At 42.9% G+C, this 17107-nt stretch carries 18 protein-coding genes; 1 reads left to right on the forward strand and 17 read right to left on the reverse strand.

Annotated features, from left to right (window positions below; all coding sequences use genetic code 11):
- Window positions 1–24: 24 nt before the first annotated feature.
- The 16 genes from ABIC22_RS03580 to ABIC22_RS03655 all read right to left on the reverse strand — a co-directional run bounded on the left by ABIC22_RS03580 (window position 25) and on the right by ABIC22_RS03655 (window position 16096).
- Window positions 25–1026, reverse strand: a complete 1002-nt coding sequence (locus tag ABIC22_RS03580) for a polysaccharide pyruvyl transferase family protein (RefSeq protein WP_354478308.1) — start codon at window positions 1024–1026, stop codon at window positions 25–27.
- On the reverse strand, window positions 992–2377 hold the full coding sequence (locus ABIC22_RS03585) for an oligosaccharide flippase family protein (RefSeq protein ID WP_354478311.1): 1386 nt from the start codon (window positions 2375–2377) through the stop codon (window positions 992–994). Before ABIC22_RS03585 ends, ABIC22_RS03580 begins: the two co-directional genes overlap by 35 nt.
- Window positions 2377–3273: a glycosyltransferase gene (locus tag ABIC22_RS03590; RefSeq protein WP_354478314.1), complete on the reverse strand. Its 897-nt coding sequence runs from the start codon at window positions 3271–3273 to the stop codon at window positions 2377–2379. The genes ABIC22_RS03585 and ABIC22_RS03590 overlap by 1 nt, the downstream gene beginning before the upstream one ends.
- Window positions 3270–4472, reverse strand: a complete 1203-nt coding sequence (locus ABIC22_RS03595) for a glycosyltransferase family 4 protein (protein ID WP_354478317.1) — start codon at window positions 4470–4472, stop codon at window positions 3270–3272. The genes ABIC22_RS03590 and ABIC22_RS03595 overlap by 4 nt, the downstream gene beginning before the upstream one ends.
- A 42-nt stretch (window positions 4473–4514) precedes the next feature.
- On the reverse strand, window positions 4515–5660 hold the full coding sequence (locus ABIC22_RS03600) for a glycosyltransferase family 4 protein (protein WP_354478320.1): 1146 nt from the start codon (window positions 5658–5660) through the stop codon (window positions 4515–4517).
- A 38-nt stretch (window positions 5661–5698) separates the two neighbouring features.
- Entirely contained in the window at window positions 5699–6781 is a 1083-nt protein-coding gene (locus ABIC22_RS03605; protein WP_164764236.1) for a glycosyltransferase family 4 protein, read from the reverse strand.
- Window positions 6774–7928 carry a glycosyltransferase gene (locus tag ABIC22_RS03610; RefSeq protein WP_354478323.1) on the reverse strand — a complete coding sequence of 385 codons (1155 nt, stop codon included), beginning with the start codon at window positions 7926–7928 and terminating at the stop codon, window positions 6774–6776. Before ABIC22_RS03610 ends, ABIC22_RS03605 begins: the two co-directional genes overlap by 8 nt.
- A 5-nt stretch (window positions 7929–7933) precedes the next feature.
- Complete coding sequence (locus tag ABIC22_RS03615; RefSeq protein ID WP_354478326.1) at window positions 7934–9238, reverse strand: O-antigen ligase family protein; 1305 nt, start codon at window positions 9236–9238, stop codon at window positions 7934–7936.
- A 1-nt stretch (window position 9239) separates the two neighbouring features.
- Window positions 9240–10433 (reverse strand): glycosyltransferase family 4 protein, encoded by a 1194-nt coding sequence (locus ABIC22_RS03620; RefSeq protein WP_354478329.1) that lies wholly within the window; start codon window positions 10431–10433, stop codon window positions 9240–9242.
- 25 nt (window positions 10434–10458) lie between these two features.
- On the reverse strand, window positions 10459–11421 hold the full coding sequence (locus ABIC22_RS03625; RefSeq protein WP_127538124.1) for a UDP-glucuronic acid decarboxylase family protein: 963 nt from the start codon (window positions 11419–11421) through the stop codon (window positions 10459–10461).
- 19 nt (window positions 11422–11440) lie between these two features.
- Window positions 11441–12112 (reverse strand): sugar transferase, encoded by a 672-nt coding sequence (locus tag ABIC22_RS03630; protein ID WP_246058283.1) that lies wholly within the window; start codon window positions 12110–12112, stop codon window positions 11441–11443.
- Complete coding sequence (galU, locus tag ABIC22_RS03635; protein ID WP_127538123.1) at window positions 12109–13017, reverse strand: UTP--glucose-1-phosphate uridylyltransferase GalU; 909 nt, start codon at window positions 13015–13017, stop codon at window positions 12109–12111. The genes ABIC22_RS03630 and galU overlap by 4 nt, the downstream gene beginning before the upstream one ends.
- Before the next feature lie 255 nt (window positions 13018–13272).
- Window positions 13273–13956, reverse strand: coding sequence for a CpsD/CapB family tyrosine-protein kinase (locus tag ABIC22_RS03640; RefSeq protein ID WP_095360708.1), 684 nt, complete (start codon window positions 13954–13956; stop codon window positions 13273–13275).
- Complete coding sequence (locus ABIC22_RS03645) at window positions 13937–14686, reverse strand: YveK family protein (protein WP_354478334.1); 750 nt, start codon at window positions 14684–14686, stop codon at window positions 13937–13939. The genes ABIC22_RS03640 and ABIC22_RS03645 overlap by 20 nt, the downstream gene beginning before the upstream one ends.
- Window positions 14687–14743: 57 nt before the next feature.
- Entirely contained in the window at window positions 14744–15508 is a 765-nt protein-coding gene (locus ABIC22_RS03650; RefSeq protein WP_127538122.1) for a tyrosine-protein phosphatase, read from the reverse strand.
- Window positions 15509–15661: 153 nt separating this feature from the next.
- The gene (locus ABIC22_RS03655; protein ID WP_127538121.1) at window positions 15662–16096 is read right to left on the reverse strand and encodes a hypothetical protein; all 435 of its coding nucleotides are present in this window, start codon (window positions 16094–16096) and stop codon (window positions 15662–15664) included.
- Window positions 16097–16428: 332 nt separating this feature from the next.
- Here ABIC22_RS03655 and ABIC22_RS03660 point away from each other — a divergent pair, with 332 nt between their 5' ends.
- On the forward strand, window positions 16429–16797 hold the full coding sequence (locus tag ABIC22_RS03660; protein ID WP_095360712.1) for a helix-turn-helix domain-containing protein: 369 nt from the start codon (window positions 16429–16431) through the stop codon (window positions 16795–16797).
- A 103-nt stretch (window positions 16798–16900) separates the two neighbouring features.
- On the opposite strand, the gene ABIC22_RS03665 is transcribed toward ABIC22_RS03660, so the two are convergent.
- Entirely contained in the window at window positions 16901–17053 is a 153-nt protein-coding gene (locus ABIC22_RS03665; RefSeq protein ID WP_153977277.1) for a hypothetical protein, read from the reverse strand.
- Between the last annotated feature and the right edge of the window lie 54 nt (window positions 17054–17107).

Genomic DNA, 17107 nt, shown 5'->3' on the forward strand with positions numbered 1-17107 from the left:
TGCTCCTTGAAATGGATGTGCAGGCTAAACAGACACGGTTGACTCCATATAATTATGATCGATCTTTGGACTTTTCTTAGCAGAAGATAAATCCAATGTTGCTGTGTTGACCTGGTGGGTCCATATTCGATAATATCCGGAGTTTTTACCGTATGAATTATCGATTAGAAGATTGGGCTTCGCCATCAAACAGGACAAGATATGTCCATGCAATCTCGAAGAATGAATCATCTCATATTCACTGAAACAACGAATTGCTTTGTTGACCAAATAATCACTGTAATTCATCCAGATCTTCTGAAGCAGCCGTCTGCCTCTTCCTTTCCGAAGTCCAAGCCCTAGCCAATACACCAGTTTGCGCTCGTAGCGATTATACAGAGTAGGCCAATCCAGAAAATCCCCTTGCTGATCTGCAGCCATATGAGAAGGTTCTGCCGCTTTTTCGATATCTGTTCTATAAAAATTCAATCGTTCTTTGCGCGGAGAGCTATTTCTCTCGATCGGCCACAATTGATGTGCCATATCTGGTATCAATGAAACGTGGCACCCTTTAAAGTTCTCCGTTGCGATCTGATAAGAGGGTTCATCTCGTACAAACAGATGAAGATCGGAATGTTGGCTGAATACTTCAGCCGTTTTTCGCAGAGTTTTTTCTTCCTTGAAGAAGATCGTTTGAGGAAGAATAATGATCCGATGCTCGGGATATTTTCGTATTATGTTTTCTCTGAGACGTTGATGGGCTTCGTATAAATCACCGAAATTCCCACCCCCATGAAGCACAATAATATGGTCTTTCGGGATTACCGTTTGTTCATTGAAATCGTGAACACTGTAACGTTCAGCAACTTTTATTCGATAGTCTTTGAAAAAGGCTTCCGTCCCTTTCATAATCAACAGATCGCCGCAATTGCTATGCACAGGATAATCAATATAGTAGATTTTGGACTCAGGAGGCATGATCTCCAATATCTGCTCAAGCTTCTTCTTCAACTCATCCATGCGATGAGTCCTTTGCAAGTTTGGCATCTTTTCCGGCTCCTTTGAGTATATTTTTCTCTCTTAAGCGATCCTTCAGAAATGAAATATCTGCTCGGTCATAGAGCATTTTGCGAATCGGCATTTTAAAAATGACAGATATGGATATGAGCGACATCAGAATGCGTACAAATGAGCCCAGTAACAGGGCGAGGCCAATCCCAAACAGTCCTAACAACGGAGTTAACACAAAAAATAAGGTAATCGTCACACCAAGTGCAATAACCTGACGTAAAACAATTACCCCTGGTCGACCCAGTGCATTAAAAGCCGAAGCCAGAATCCATGATCCCCCGCCTACAATGCATTCAAGAGAAAGCAGATAAAAGGTGCTGCTCGCCTGGAGAAATTCAGGTCCAAATAGTAAGCCAATAAAAAAACGACCAATCAGCATACTGGGTATGATGATGATCGTCATAAGAACCATACTGATTCGAAAAGCTCTTCCTACGAGTGTCAGTACTTTCTCCTGTTCCATTCCTGCAACTTTGGGAAAGATCACATTTGTAATTGCCATCTGTACTACATTGAACATGCGGGACAGTGCATAAACCACAGAATATAATCCAAAATCCATCGGTGTTAAAAGCGCCAAAATAATAATTTTGTCGAACTGGTTATACAACGTGCCTAACAACTCTACTCCATACACTCGAATGCCGTAACTAAACAGGTGAATGCAGGTTTTGAATTGAGCGACTAATTGATTAATCGAACCGAAAATCTGTTGCCGCATCATGAACATGTAACCAAGCAGAACCAGAATATTGGCTGCAAAACTGATCATGATGGCTTTCTCCACAGTTAATAACCCTGCAGCCCATAATGCAACAAGTCCAAACAAATTAAAAAGAGGTGCAAGCAGTCGCGACAGATTATAAATATGAAACTTTTCCGTACCTTGAGCTGATGCCGCCAGCACTCCCATAAGTAATAGAACAGGGACCATGGAGACCGTATACCAGCGTGCAATGGTAACTACGGATTCAGAGTATCCTGAGAGCCATAAGGGAATACCAAACCAGCTGATTATGCCGGCAATTAAACTAATGGGAAGCTGAACGGCAAAACTCATGCTGATGTATGTCGGCAATTGATCACTGTGTTTTTTAACATTGTAGATGAGTGAAGTCGGCAACCCGAGAGCTGCAAGTCCTGATATAAATGCAGGCCAGAACAGCACGGCCGCAAGCTCGCCTTTGCCGGTAGCCCCAAACATGCGGGCTGTCACAATGGACGTGAGTGTTGTAACACCCATAATAAGAATATTGGCAAAACTCGTCATAAGAATGTTTTGAATCATGCTGTAGTCACGTCTGTTTTTGGCAACGGCCATACTCATTAGGCGTTCAATCCTCTGCCATTACGGAAGGAACCGACAATTGTTCCGTTCCGGTATGATATTTTCACAAGTTGGCTCATGACTTTCTGAACATTATTCATGCACAGGAGAATAAGTAAACCAGCCTGTGCGATTCGTGCAACATGTTTGAATAACCCCCAACTGCTCTTGTTATACCTTGTGGCATCACTAATTCCCTGCCAATACATTCTCCTTAACAACCAGCGCTTGTTAAGCCGGCTTTTGGAGATTTTATGTTGAACAGAACCGTATGGCGTGTAATATATCTTGTATTTTTCCCGAATTCGGCTGATCAGTTCACTCTCTTCGCTTGAGAGCAAGTTGTTTCCCACTCGGCCCAGGTCTTCTCGAAAAGGTTCAATGTTGTCGAATACACTCTTCCGGAAAGAAACATTCGCACCAAAAGGGAAGTATGGAGGCTTCATCTCCACAATATGATCAGAGAAGTCCATCAGCGTATACAGCCCGATGATTTCTTCCGGAATCCAGTCCGGCTTCCCCCCTTCCCATATCGGGTCAATTTTACCCCCAACACAACCTATCGCTGCATCGCGCTCAAATACATTGATGACTTCTTGAATCCAGCAAGAGGAGGCTAATGCGTCGTCATCAAGAAATAGAATAAACTCCCCTTTTGCCTCTCTTATCGCACGATTTCGGGCGTAAGATAATCCCAACTGGCTTTCCATTATATATCGCACTTGCGTCGGCCACAGCGATTCATGAAATAATTCTTTGGTGTTATCTCTGGAATTATTATCAATAACCAAAACTTCAAATTCAAAACTGCAGCTCTCTTGTGCCAAAACGCTTTGGACCGCTTCAACCGTATCCTTAGCTCTATTGTGCGTACATATGGCTACTGAAGCTTTCATAATTCCACCTCTATACTTTGTTTTCTTTTAAGTCCCGTAGTGATACTTCCGGTTTTGTTCAGATAATCCTCATAGCTTTCTATATATTTAAGGGACATCTTCCTCCAGTCATTTAAAAGGGCAACTTTTCTAGAAGACTGCCCCATCTCTGCCAAATGCCTTGGATCTTGAATGAGATCATTCAGAACATTAGCCAACTTTGTTATATCGTTTGGATCATCAAGCACAACTCCAGGTGGCACATTTCCATTGGCCCCTTCTATGATTTCGGTTACGCCCGATTCTTCCGTGATGACAACTGGTATCCCCGAAGCAAGAGCTTCCAATACAACCAAGCTACAGGCCTCATAACGGGAAGGAAAAATGAAGAGATCCACATTGCGCATGATATGTCCCATGTCCTTTCGATATCCCAAGAAATGAACCCGATCCTCAATTTCCAAATCTTTTGCCATTTGAGGGTAGATACTCCCTTGAGTGGAGCCAGCGACAACAAGTGATAATTGTGGGACCGATACCATTGACTTCAATACCGTATCGAGGTTCTTACGCGGATTGCCAATGTCACCTGCAAACAGACCTACAATCTGGTTTGATCCAAGATCCATTTTCGTCTTGTTAGCCGGTTCACTGGGATAGAATTCACGCACATCTACTCCATTATTAATAACCTGCACTTTATCTTGATGAATACCAAGCTTAACCAATTCCTTTTTCACCTTCTCAGAGACAGCAATGATTTTCCCACTTGTGCGAAAAGCGTGCCGTTCAAGATAGGCATTTATTAACGTATACATACCGAAGTACCAACGTTTAAGTGAACGATGAACACGGAAACTATGTACCGGGGATTTGATCCATGTACTATGAACAAAATGGACCGCATTAAAATCCCCTTTAGCCCAGGTGATAAAACCATTGACCATCACAAGATCGACCCGTTTTTCCTTCCTCAGCTTTCGAATATGAGCTGCACTCTCAAATGCAAATATCTGGTAGCGTAACAACTGCGGCAACTTCAGGGATGGAAATACTTTGATCCATGTGGCGTTTTTATTCTCAAGCAACTCGGGGTCAACTTCGTTGGAAATCATTATGACTTCATGACCCTGTTTCAGAGATTCTACTACAACCTCGTAGTTGACTCTGCCTTGGCCTTCTCCTTTAACCACCCTGTGGGTAACGATACATATTCTCATCCTTAATCCTCCTAAGTTACGAGATGAAGATTGTGGATTTAATTAGGCTAGTTGTTTCAGCAACTGTCCTCGGTGTGACCACAGACAATGATTAACAACCCACTCATAACCGTTATCTCCCATGGTCTTTGCCAATCCTTCGTCCATTAATAACTCTTGAATCCGATCTGCGATCTCCTTCTCGTTCAAAGGATCAACAAGATAGCCTGTTATCCGATCCTTTACTGCATCAGGAATTCCGCCACTATTACCGGCAATGACGGGCAATCTGTAATAATTGGCTTCAAGGAACACGATGCCAAAGCCCTCAACATCACCCTTCTCCTTAATATCACGGCTGGGCATAATGAATATATCCGAGCATTCATATAACTGATGAAGCTCCTGATCAGTTATGCCACCAGTAAAGACAACTATCGAATCTAGACCATACATGTTGACAAGGCGTTCTAATTCACCTCGATAAGGACCATCACCACATATCAGATATTTAAGATTCGGGATATGTTTCATGACTTGGCGGATTGCTTTGAGTGTGACATCATGCCCTTTGCGCTCCACCAGACGAGAGACGGTAATCATCACTTTCTTACCATGCAGATCATACTTGTCTCGAACATCTTCCACGGATTCGACTGCACCACTTAACTTACTCACATTCAGACCCGGAGGGATGATCACGATCTGATGTTCATGTATTCCCAGTTCTATCAACCTGGATTTGGTATACTGACTATTCGCTATCACCTTGTCAGACCGTTTAAGAATCATCATTAAGAGTGGAAATAGCCTGCTGTTTACCATACCCATAACATCGAGACCGTGTACGTAGGGGAAATATTTCACTCCAAAGAATGCTTTCATGAACGGCCCGGCAATCCCTACCGGGAACACATTAACAAAGTGAATCTCACTCGTGTTTCTACGCCATTTCAGAATAATAAGCTGCAGAATTAAGATAACTTGAGATAGGATTAGCAGAACTTTGTTGGAGTTCCAGTATATTCGCTTCCGAATGATCTCAAAGTCAGCTTTCCGGTCAAACTGATTCGATTCCACCGTATCTTTGATTTTATTGGTTAGAACCGTAACCTCTTCTGAAGGAATCTGAGAGATAAGCCCATAGGCATAATCATGAATTCCTCCTTTTTCTGGCGGAAAATCAATTGCGACAAAAACTTTAGTCATGCGATTTATCTCCCTTGAAAGGCCATATGGGTTCAATTTTACACTGTGCTCATAATGATATTTACCGTGTCTTTTGCACATTTGTTCCAGGAAAATAGACCTGAATGATGTTTGCCTTTATACGACAATTGCTGGCTTAAATCTGGATCTGATGTAATTTCAATTAACCGTGAAGCAGCTTCTTTGGGATGGTTAGGATCAAAGTACAGAACTGCATCCCCGCATACTTCAGGAATGGAAGCACGAGAAGATACAATGACTGGACATCCTGTTGCCATTGCTTCCAGCGGTGGCAAACCGAAACCTTCATATAAAGATGGGAAAATAAAACCGGCAGCTTCTTCATATAGTGCCTTTAGTTCTTCATCCGTAACATAGCCCACCCAATTCACTGCATCCGATTCAGTCCATGCTTGTTCACCAAAAACCTTGCTGTTTTTGGACCCGACAATAACTACGTTCAGATGATGAGCTTCAATCTCGGGCAATACATCAAAAATCAAATTAAAATTTTTATAAGGATTCATTGTACTGACAGCCAAAATATACGGAGACTTAATCCCATATTTTTCCTTTGTGCCTGCTGCAGCCTTTTTCCGATGAATATGATCGATGCCCAGATGAGTGACAGCCAGCTTATGCTCTGCTATTTTACAGTGCTGCATGAGCTCTCCCTTGGAAAAGTGGGATACCGTGATGATTTTTTTTGAGGTTTTGCCCAGACGAACCATCAGGAATTTGTACCAGGAGCGGAATGCAAATGAAAATGCGTTTGGATAATTGAAAACGGCAGCATCATGAATGGTTACGATCTGATTCTTGTTAAAAGCCGGCCCTGTGTTACATAGATTAATCAAGAGACCATTCTTCGCGTGAAAAGGCAGCTCCAGCTGTTCCCACAAGTGTCCCTTTAGTTTACCGACCACTTTGTGACGAACATGCTTGAAATCTGGCTGGGTAACTATGTTGGAGGGTGACAATAAACAAAACTCGTACTGGGAAGAATCGATTTCTCCCTTTTCAATCATTGCATCTATTTCTTTTACAAGTTCCAGTGCATATCGCTGTACTCCAGTAATCGTTTGGGTAAGAAACCGGGCATTAATATATATTTTAGTCATGTACATCTCCAGCTCTCTTAGAAAGTTCAAAATGACCCGATACAGAGGCTCCTTGGGCCACATGGCCTGCATAGGCATGGTGATAGAGATTCACAATCTCCTCGTTCATTCGTTCCGCGTGAAACTTATTCTTATACAAGACATATCCCGCTTCACCCATCTTCTTCAACTCATCCTTGTTAAGGTTTTTGAGAATGTGCAGCAGTTCATGAGAATGTTCGATGTCAAATAAATATCCGCTATCTCCGTGCTCAACCAGTTCTGGCAGAGCTCCGCGCCGGCTTGCAATAACGGGTTTTCGATTCTTCATGGCCTCTACAGCGACCAGTCCAAACCCTTCCCAGCGAGAGGGCATGATTACTGCATCACACTGTTGATAATAGCGATCAATATCTGCATTGTTTACCCAACCCAAACGGATAACATTGTCCGGAAAGCTCCATTCATTCTGTTCCAGCACACTATCCCCAATAACATATAAACGGAGATAACGCTGTAATTCAGGATTTTCATTTAATATTTGTAACAGCAGGTCCAACCCTTTCTGCCGATCATATCTGCCTACAAACAATAACTGAACCATTTCAGAATCACGATCTAATTCGCTTATTGAATTCACACCATTATCTTCACGTTCACGTACACCGTTATACACCAACTTGGACTTTGAGGCGGGTAAACCCAATTTTATGGAACTTTCCAGCTCGTGCTTAGAGATATTAATTATTACATCTGTTCTATAGGCCATAATCCTCTCGATGAACGCATATCCCTTCTTGTACAACGGCTTCGTATCCATAAGAAAAGCCCATCCATGAGAACAATAAAAGATGCTGGCTTTTTTGGGCTGAATAAAAAATAAGCTCCTTGCAAGCAATCCTGCAAATGAGCTGTGTATGTGAATAACATCCGGTTGTAATTTGCGAATGGTCTGATGAATTTGCCACATCGCCGATAGAAAATGCTTGGGATGACGCTTGTATTTGTATTGCAAAATATGATCTGACTCCAAATCAAAACTTGTTGCGCTATTATAAGCACTCATTAGCAGATACACGTCAAAATGTTGCCTCTGATATGCAACAACTTCGTTAAGATAGGTCGCCATCCCCCCAACAACGTACTCTCCAATATGCAAAACCTTCAATGCGCTCACCCCACTTTCTGTGGCTTATCATATTCATGATGAGAACCTATAAGAGCCATACCGATGACAATCCAGAAAAAAATATTCGCTGGAAACATTTCAAGTACATTTGTAGTTAAGCTTGAAGCCGCAATCCCGGCGAGTAGTGCGGTAGCCATCTGTGGCAAACAAATTTTATCAGAAGATGGTAGCATATCCATTTTACGAATAAGCGCCACAGCAAGCATGGTAAACAAGACAACAAAGTATATTAATCCTATCCATCCTGTCTGTTCATAAAAGGAAAAGTATTGATTATCCACGGCAAAGTTATTTGAGTTCAACCCGATCATGTGCGTTCGCCGACTAGCAGCACCAACAGATCCAATACCGTTACCTACCACCCCGTGCATGGACAACGGAGATGTTAATCTGCTTCCCCAGCTATTGAATCGATCAAGCAAGGAAGCGACGGACAGCAGATTATAAGAATCCAACAAGCGGGTACCAACAAATACACCAATGGGCAACAACATAAACGTGATACCAAGTATCAATGTGTTCTTTTTGTTGTACTTTCGGATTTTCAGAATAAACATAAAAATTTGATATACGATCCACAGCACCAAAGCCGACCGAATGGTCGACAGTAACAGGAAGCCAATCGTCAAGAGTTGGATACTTATTCGAAACAGGTTGTATTTAACAGCTGCTTTCATGCGCTCTGCAATTAGACCCGTAATTACTAAGGTATAGGCATAACCATCAGGTGAATAGGTAATGGAAGATAGCCGAGGTACACCTTCCAGATAGTTCTTGATATTTACACCATAAACAAACCCCATCGTTATTAACTTCTCTATGCCTAATGAATACTGAATTAACCATCCTACAATCAACAAAATGAAAACAATAAAGATCGTTCTGGCAAATGCGTAGAATCCGCCGTATTTAGCGAATAACATACCTGCGAACATCATCATCAAAGGTAAGAATGTTATCTTCAGACCATAAATGAGCGTAACCACACTCGAACCCATGAACAGATTCAAAGAGCCCAGCGCTATGACTGAGCCCATCACAAACAAGAACGGATTTAGAAAGGAGGTTTGTTCTCGATACATTTTGCTCAGTGCAAAAAGAGAAACCAAGATCATACCTACATCTTTCAACGTTCTAATCACGATATTATCCACGTAAATGGATACCAAACCATAAATGGATAAATACACGATCAAAATATGCATGGAAACCAAAAATAGCGAGGATGGGGCATCCGATCTCACCTGAACGAGTGGATGAGATCTGGCATTCAGGGATATCATTTGCATGTTAACCTCCACGCCTGATTAGCTTTTCATAAATATCACTATGTTCTTTAAGAAGGTAATCTTCATTAAAGGACTGGCAGTGCTCGAAGCATTGATTCTTCAACCGTTGTTTCGCTGACTCAGACAGATTGTAATAATGCAGAATGGACTTCGTAATTTCTTCTACACTGTGGGGGGCAAACGAGAATTGTTTGGCATCCAGTAGAATTTCTGGCATCCCTCCCACCCTCGAAGCATAAATAGGTGTGCCCACTTGATAAGATTCAATAACTACTCTGCCAAATGGCTCATTCCAAGTGGAAGGGACAATAGTCAGGTCCATATCCCTCATCTTCAGGGGAATTTGTGATTTATCCAACTTTCCCATAAATTTAATTCTTGGGTCTGATTCGGATATTTCCTTTAACTCCCCCACCATTGGACCATCCCCAAAAATGAACAGTTTACCTACAATTTGCTCATTTAGTTTTTTTACCGCTTCAATTAAATATTGAACACCCTTCACTTCCGTCAGTTGCCCAAAATATCCAATTTCCAGAGGCTGATCATGATGTACCTGTTTACTGGCATACAGATTCTGTACCTCTTCATTGTTCTCGACAATATTATGAATCACATGTTTGGAAGAACGCTCAAATAACCCCAGACCTGTATGAGTTCTAAGGATATGTCCTGATATGCCTATGACTGCCGAGATCATCCGACTATATCTTTTGGAAATTTGTCTATATATTTTGGAGTATGCCTCGATCTTAATGGGTTCAATCAGTGAGAAATCCCGCAACGTATGCACCACAGGAATATTAAGTTCATAAGCTGCCTTCCAGATCGCCAGACTTAGGCCCGGAATGTTCTGAGTATGAATTACTGAGGGCTTAGTCTGCAAAAGATATTGTTTTATATGCTGATACTGCTTCCTATTAAAAATATCCTGAACTCGCCATAGCACTTTATCTGGAGCGGATACTTGTTTGGTTGAATCTCCGATCCAATACCGATTGTTAAATGGTAATCGTAATATCTCAATCCCGTTAATCGTATCTGTAGTCACTTCGCCATCCTTATGACTGCCAACAGTCATGACTTTCACGTGATAACTGGGACTCAGCGTCTGTGCAAGGATCTGTGTTGATATCTCTGCCCCGCCAATGACATGCGGAGGATACAAACTGTGGGCAATCAATATTTTATGCACTCATCTCATCTCACTTTGATTAGCTTCATGGAGTTTCCTGCAATGTGGCACGAACATTTTCAATCGTTAACTTCAGTCCTGTTTCCAGTGATATTTCCGGCTCCCATCCGAGCACGGTACGCGCCTTATCAATGACAGGACGACGAACTTTGGGATCATCCTGAGGCAAAGGCTGGAACACCAGCTTACTGTCGGATTGGGCCAACTTTTTTACCAAATACGCCACTTCAAGGACAGTGTACTCCGTCGGGTTGCCGATATTAATAATCTCTCCATTCGCCTCTTCGGTTTCCATCATTTTTTGCAGACCACGAATATTGTCATCCACATAGCAGAACGAACGGGTTTGAGAGCCATCCCCATAAACGGTGATGTCCTGTCCAGTCAGTGCCTGGGTCACAAAATTAGAGATGACACGGCCATCATCATTCCGCAAACCGGATGAATACGTATTAAATATTCGCGCTACTTTAACGGGAACTCTGTGTTTCGTGTAGTATTCATAACAAAAAACTTCGCCCAAACGTTTGGCCTCATCGTAACAGGCTCTCGGTCCCCATGTGTTTACATTCCCTCGATAACTCTCAGGCTGTGGATGCACTTCAGGATCCCCATAAGCTTCACTTGTACTTGAAAATAGAAACTTCGCTCCCTTGGTTCGGGCCAGCTCAAGCATGTGATAGGTGCCCTGCGTGTTCACCCATATGGTACCGATTGAATCCGCTTGATAAAATTTGGGTGAAGCTGGCGACGCAAGATGGTACACCTCATCCACAGGCTGATCAATCAGAAACTCGAGTGAAGCCGCCAAAGTGACATCAGCTTCTTGAAAGTGAAAAAGGTGGCTGTTCGCCACCTCTTCCAGGTTACTGGACACGCCTGTCGACAGATTATCAATTCCTGTAACCTGATGACCTTGATGAATTAAAGATTTGACCAGGTGGGATCCCAAAAAGCCGGCTGCCCCCGTCACTACAATATGTTTCAATACGTTCACGCTCCGTCCGTCAAAATGTATTGCTTTTAATCATTACCATGGCCGTTCTGAAGATAATTTTAATGTCTAACTGTAGCGAGACGTTGGAGATATAATGGAAATCATATTGCAGATTGTGATGGATGGGCTCTTTGCGAGCTTCACTCACCTGCCATAACCCGGTAATACCTGGTTTTACCAGAAAACGTCTGCGCTCCAAATCGGTGTAGCTTTCTTCTACAATTCGCTTCATTTCAGGTCTAGGACCCACAAAGCTCATATCACCCTTGATAATGTTAAGCAATTGTGGCAGCTCATCCAGACTCGTCTTGCGAAGCAAGCGACCCAGACGGGTGATTCTGGGATCATGACTTGTTGTTGGAGATAAGCCATATTTCGGTGCGTCCGTACGCATCGTTCTAAATTTATAAATATTAAACTTGATTCCGTTTTTTCCGTAACGCTCCTGTTTAAAGATTACAGGTCCTTTGGAATCGAGTTTGATCATTACCGCAATGACAAGCATGATCGGAGATGTGAGCAGTAATAGGAAAGCAGCTACAAAGAAATCGATGAGCGGCTTCATAACGTCGGCGTACCCGCCTACACGTTGGGAGTATGGCTGTTCAAGCAGTTTCCCATGGGCTTCCTTGGCAATGGCCTCTCCGCCGCTTCCATAGTATTCTGGTCCCGAGAGATTCACAGACCATCCCCTCCTGCAACAAGCACTTGGTTCAATTTTTCCTTCATTAGGATCTCTTCAATCGCCATTAAGACAGGTGCACGCAGCTCATTATTTTTCAACGCAAAGTCTAGCGTAGTCAGGATATATCCTAGTTTCTCACCCACGTCGAACCGGGAACCTTCGAAATCATACGCGCTGATGCCTTCATCGTGATTAAGCATTTGCAGAGCATCGGTAAGCTGAATTTCACCACCAGCTCCCACATTTTGCTCTTCCAGATACTCGAATACCTTAGGCGTCAAAATGTATCGACCCATGATTGCGAGATTGGAAGGAGCAGAACCGAGTGGCGGTTTCTCTACCATACTATTTACTGATGAAAGTCTTCCATCCGTATGCAGTGGATCAATAATTCCATAGCGATAGGTTTCACTTGGACTTACCGTTTTCACACCAAGCACCGACTGGTTAACCTTCTCGTATTGTTGAATCAACTGCTTCGTGCACGGTACTTCTGATACGACAATGTCATCGCCAAGCAACACGGCAAAGGGCTCATTGCCGATAAAATTCCGGGCACACCAAACTGCATGCCCCAGTCCCAGGGCTTCCTTCTGCCTTATGTAGTGAATATCAACGTTGGAGGATTTCCGGACTTCTTCCAGCAAACCCAGCTTGCCTTTCTCCAGCAGATTGTGCTCCAATTCAAACGCACTATCGAAATGATCCTCAATTGCACGCTTCCCTTTGCCAGTTACAATAATAATATCTTCAATACCGGAAGCTACCGCTTCCTCCACAATGTATTGAATCGTCGGTTTGTCTACGATAGGGAGCATCTCTTTAGGCATTGCCTTTGTAGCGGGTAAAAATCGGGTCCCCAAACCTGCTGCGGGAATGATTGCTTTCCTCACTTTAGTCATAAATACCACCCTATCCTTCTTATTTTTATGGTTTAAAAGTATGAGTTGAACCACTTAAATCCATGAAACCTTGAAATAAATTGATGCAATTCTTACTTTCAATTTCATAAAGGGGCATTCAACCCAACCTCACGTCACACCCTTGACGATTAACGTCTAAGGTACACTACCCACAGTGTGACCGAGTGCCTACCTTGATAAAGGTATAGTAGACATGACCTGACAGTGCTATTTGGGATTTATAACGAAAGCCACTTAAACATTCTCGACATAGTCAGCATTCCGATTTTTCGGTACCTGTACATTGTTCAGAACTGCTCCGAGAATCCGAGCATTTACATGTTCGAGATGTGCCTTTGCCTTTTTGACCAAGTCTTTCTTTACCTTGCCTGCACTTACGACAAGAAGGACACCATCGCACAATGAACTGATAATCAATGCATCCGTCACTGCCAGAACAGGCGGAGTATCAAATAGAATGACATCGTATTCTTCCTTTAGACTCTCCAGCAGGGCTGTCATTTTACGGGAACCCAGCATCTCGGAAGGGTTGGGCGGAATCGGACCTGAAGAGAGAACATGCAGTCCTTCCACATCCGTTTCTCTCAATACTTCCGTCACTTTATATTGACTCGACAATACACTGGTCAGCCCTACATGGTTGGGCACATTAAACATGCGGTGCACGGCAGGTTTGCGCAGGTCCGTATCCATAAGCAGAACCTTTTTCCCTTCCTGTGCATAGGTCACGGCCAAATTCCCAATCGTTGTGGTTTTACCTTCACCCGACAAAGCCGAAGCAATCATGATCGTTTGAATCTGACTATCAATGGATGAAAATTGGATGTTGGTTCTCAGCTTACGATAAGCCTCAGATGAACTGGACTTGGGATTAGCCATTGTAACTAGGCTTCCTTTATCATTGGTTAACCGTGGCATACTGGCCGTCACCTACCTGTTTTTGAGATGTTGTCTGTTTGGAGCTGCGAGCTTCTTCCTTTTTGATTTTGGATATGACAGCGAGTGCTGGAATTCCCAGCTCTTTCTCCAATTCATCTTCGGTTTTCAACGTATCATCCAAGTATTCCAAGAGGAATACAAAACCTACTGCCAGCAGAAGTCCTACGAGAAAGCTGATCAGGATATTAACGGTTGGATTTACATTGATGGGTCTGGACGATTCCGTGGGTTTGGCTTCACTTAGAATGGTTACATTATCCACTTTCATAATTACGGGGATTTGGGATTCAAACACTTTGGCAACGGCGTTAACTGTTTTGGCCGCTTTTTCCGAAGACAAGCCGGTAGCGGTTAAACTCATAACCTGGGATTCATTCGCTGTGGTTACCGAGATGTTTTGTGCCAGTTGATTGCCGTTCATGCCTAGATCGGGGTATGTAGCAGCTACTTTGTCGAGGATTGCTGAAGATTTGATGATTTCCATATACGAGTTAATCACTTTAATGTTGGTTTGAATGGACCCAATATCCAGACTGGGAACACCCTCTGCGTTATATGCCTGATTGACGATCAATTTTGCGTTCGCTTCATAAATGGGGACGGTAAAAAAATAATTTTTGACACCTGCTCCAATGCAAGCAACAGCAACAAAGGCTACGATGATCCAAATTCGCTTGCGTAAAATTTGCATGTACTCTTTCAGTTCCACCTTGTATTCCTCCCATTCAATTCGGCGATTATGAAGACATTCTATCGATCTGACTGCTTACCAGAACAACAACCTGCGTTTGAGAACCATTGGTTTTTCTTGCTCTATGTCTATACTTTGGTTGTTCCATAACGACCAAGCATTATTTTTTAAGCGTGCAACCAGTTCTTTGCCAAACCTGCGGCCTAGCTGCTCATATGCAGCATTCATAGCAAATGAACGAATATGAATGTCATGAGCGTCTGATGAAATGAAATGAAACGGGTTTTCTTTGCAAAAATGAAAACACCATTTCTGAACTTTTCGTCCGAAAAGTCCTATGATGGACTGTGCCGTGAGCTGAATCAGTGCGCCCTGATGAATGTATTCAACCAATAGCCCAGGATTTTTCTGGATTGAGTGATTCCTTTCGGGATGAGCAATGATAGGTACGATACCGGCTACTTTAAGTTCATGAAGTATTCCGGTGAACTGCGAGGGAATATAGCCAAAGGGCAATTCCAGCAACATGTAACGACTCCCGGCAAGTGTGCAGCATTTGCCTGCGTGTAAGTCTCGAATCAGAGCTTCGTGAACCCTGATCTCCTGTCCGGGGCGGATCTCCAAGCGAATGTTGCGTTTGCGAAGCTCTGCACGAAGCAGTTCCACGGCCTGATTGACCACAATCGGTTCATTATTGTAATGCCCGTTCAGGTGATGCGGAGTTGCAATGATCGAGGTAACTCCCGAGGCTGCCGCCTTCTGGGCCATGTCGATGGACTGTTCCATGTGAACCGGACCATCATCAAGACCTGATAAAATGTGGCAGTGTATTTCAACCATATCCAAACTTCCTCAATGTATGATCCCCCTCGCCCTTTTATTCATCGCGCAAAATGCTTTTGGTGTTAAAGAACTAATGCATAACGCTATGAAATATAGTAAAATGGCGTTAAGTACATGCTTGTTCAGAAAATGTTTAGAATTTGTGATGCTTCATATGGTAAAATCGATGTAATGATAGGTTTTCTGCAGGTCCGGTTGTTCTGCTGCCTTTTCATAGGCAAATCGGGATACCGTAGGAAACTGCACGTCACGAAGCATCTGATTTAACTGTCCAGTTATATATAGTGTCTGCTCTTGCTGAATATGCAGGCTTGAATGATACAATGTAAGTTCGCCGAAGGGCTGTTTCCATTGCAAGCTGGCCTGAAGCCTTAAACATACTTGGCGATCTTCTACATCCAAACCGATCAACATCATTGACGATACCGGTAAAACCAGGTCACTCAGGAAAGTAATCGCTTTTGTATCCATCCCAAGCAAGAGAACGGGACGTCGTTTGCGGTCTACTGTCTTACCCTGAAACTCCTGAATGTACATATGGACATTTAATTCTAGATCGGCCCATTCCTGAATCACTGAATTCATCGTTTCATTCCTTTAGAATGGATTAACCTCCAAGTGTTGCCATTATTCCTTCTCACAGGTATATTGCATAGACAATTTGGAGACACTTAAATTATTCCAAATGATACATTTTGTAACTTCCATACGTCCAATTTACGATACAAATTGTATCATGTCAAGCAGTATTTGGACATGGTTCTTTTGATTTACGACAATATGAGATGTCCTTAGACAGACCTATTTGAGATATAGGTCTGTCCAAGCGTCATCATTTTGCAGGAAAGCTGCCCTGATCAAAAAATAGCTCAGGATTGGTTTAATATATTTGACATGGCGTTCAGGGGGAAAAGCGTATGAACTACGGAAATCGCATTGCTGAATTAAGGGAACAGCGGGGACTTACTCAAGAAGAACTTGCGAGCTCCATTCATATTACCAGGGCCGCTCTCTCCCATTATGAGAAGAATCGACGCAAACCGGACTTTGAAGTATTAACCAGGCTTGCTGATATTTTTAATGTATCCATTGATTATCTCATTGGGCGTACGAAGCAGAGCGATGTGGTTATGGATGAGGATGTTCGGGAATTTGTGGACTCGCTTGAATTATCAGATAAGGAAGTGTTGGATCGCTTCGACCTGATGATCGATGGCAAACCCTTAACAGAAGAAGAGGCACGTCGTTTTATTGCTTTTGTCCGAATGGAACGCAGCATGGATTAACTCCAACAAAGGAAGACCCAGTCCCGAGTAGTCATCTCTTCGGTTCCTGGGTTTTTTTGCGTCTTAACTCCCTCCAATACATATTTGTGTATGATCCTGGTTATTAGTGCTCATTGTTGACGGAGGATATGAACTCGTTCCAACGCTCCGGGTCGATTCCGCATTGCAGTAAAACCTTCATGATGTCCATCTCGGTTGCTTCCACTTGTTTACCTGTCGGCTTAAGTTCGCCCCTGTTTGGATTCTTCATATTCATTCCGCTAACCTCTCTTATCTATATATACTTTCCCTGCACTCCAAAACTAGCCTT

Source organism: Paenibacillus sp. PvP094 (genome assembly GCF_040546835.1).
Classification (GTDB): Bacteria; Bacillota; Bacilli; order Paenibacillales; family Paenibacillaceae; genus Paenibacillus; species Paenibacillus illinoisensis.

Coding starts and splice junctions, on each gene's coding strand:
- ABIC22_RS03580 (WP_354478308.1), bottom strand. CDS start 1,026: ATGCCAAACTTGCAAAGGACTCATCGCATGGATGAGTTGAAGAAGAAG.
- ABIC22_RS03585 (WP_354478311.1), bottom strand. CDS start 2,377: ATGAGTATGGCCGTTGCCAAAAACAGACGTGACTACAGCATGATTCAA.
- ABIC22_RS03590 (WP_354478314.1), bottom strand. CDS start 3,273: ATGAAAGCTTCAGTAGCCATATGTACGCACAATAGAGCTAAGGATACG.
- ABIC22_RS03595 (WP_354478317.1), bottom strand. CDS start 4,472: ATGAGAATATGTATCGTTACCCACAGGGTGGTTAAAGGAGAAGGCCAA.
- ABIC22_RS03600 (WP_354478320.1), bottom strand. CDS start 5,660: ATGACTAAAGTTTTTGTCGCAATTGATTTTCCGCCAGAAAAAGGAGGA.
- ABIC22_RS03605 (WP_164764236.1), bottom strand. CDS start 6,781: ATGACTAAAATATATATTAATGCCCGGTTTCTTACCCAAACGATTACT.
- ABIC22_RS03615 (WP_354478326.1), bottom strand. CDS start 9,238: ATGCAAATGATATCCCTGAATGCCAGATCTCATCCACTCGTTCAGGTG.
- galU (WP_127538123.1), bottom strand. CDS start 13,017: ATGACTAAAGTGAGGAAAGCAATCATTCCCGCAGCAGGTTTGGGGACC.
- ABIC22_RS03640 (WP_095360708.1), bottom strand. CDS start 13,956: ATGCCACGGTTAACCAATGATAAAGGAAGCCTAGTTACAATGGCTAAT.
- ABIC22_RS03650 (WP_127538122.1), bottom strand. CDS start 15,508: ATGGTTGAAATACACTGCCACATTTTATCAGGTCTTGATGATGGTCCG.
- ABIC22_RS03655 (WP_127538121.1), bottom strand. CDS start 16,096: ATGAATTCAGTGATTCAGGAATGGGCCGATCTAGAATTAAATGTCCAT.
- ABIC22_RS03660 (WP_095360712.1), top strand. CDS start 16,429: ATGAACTACGGAAATCGCATTGCTGAATTAAGGGAACAGCGGGGACTT.
- ABIC22_RS03665 (WP_153977277.1), bottom strand. CDS start 17,053: ATGAATATGAAGAATCCAAACAGGGGCGAACTTAAGCCGACAGGTAAA.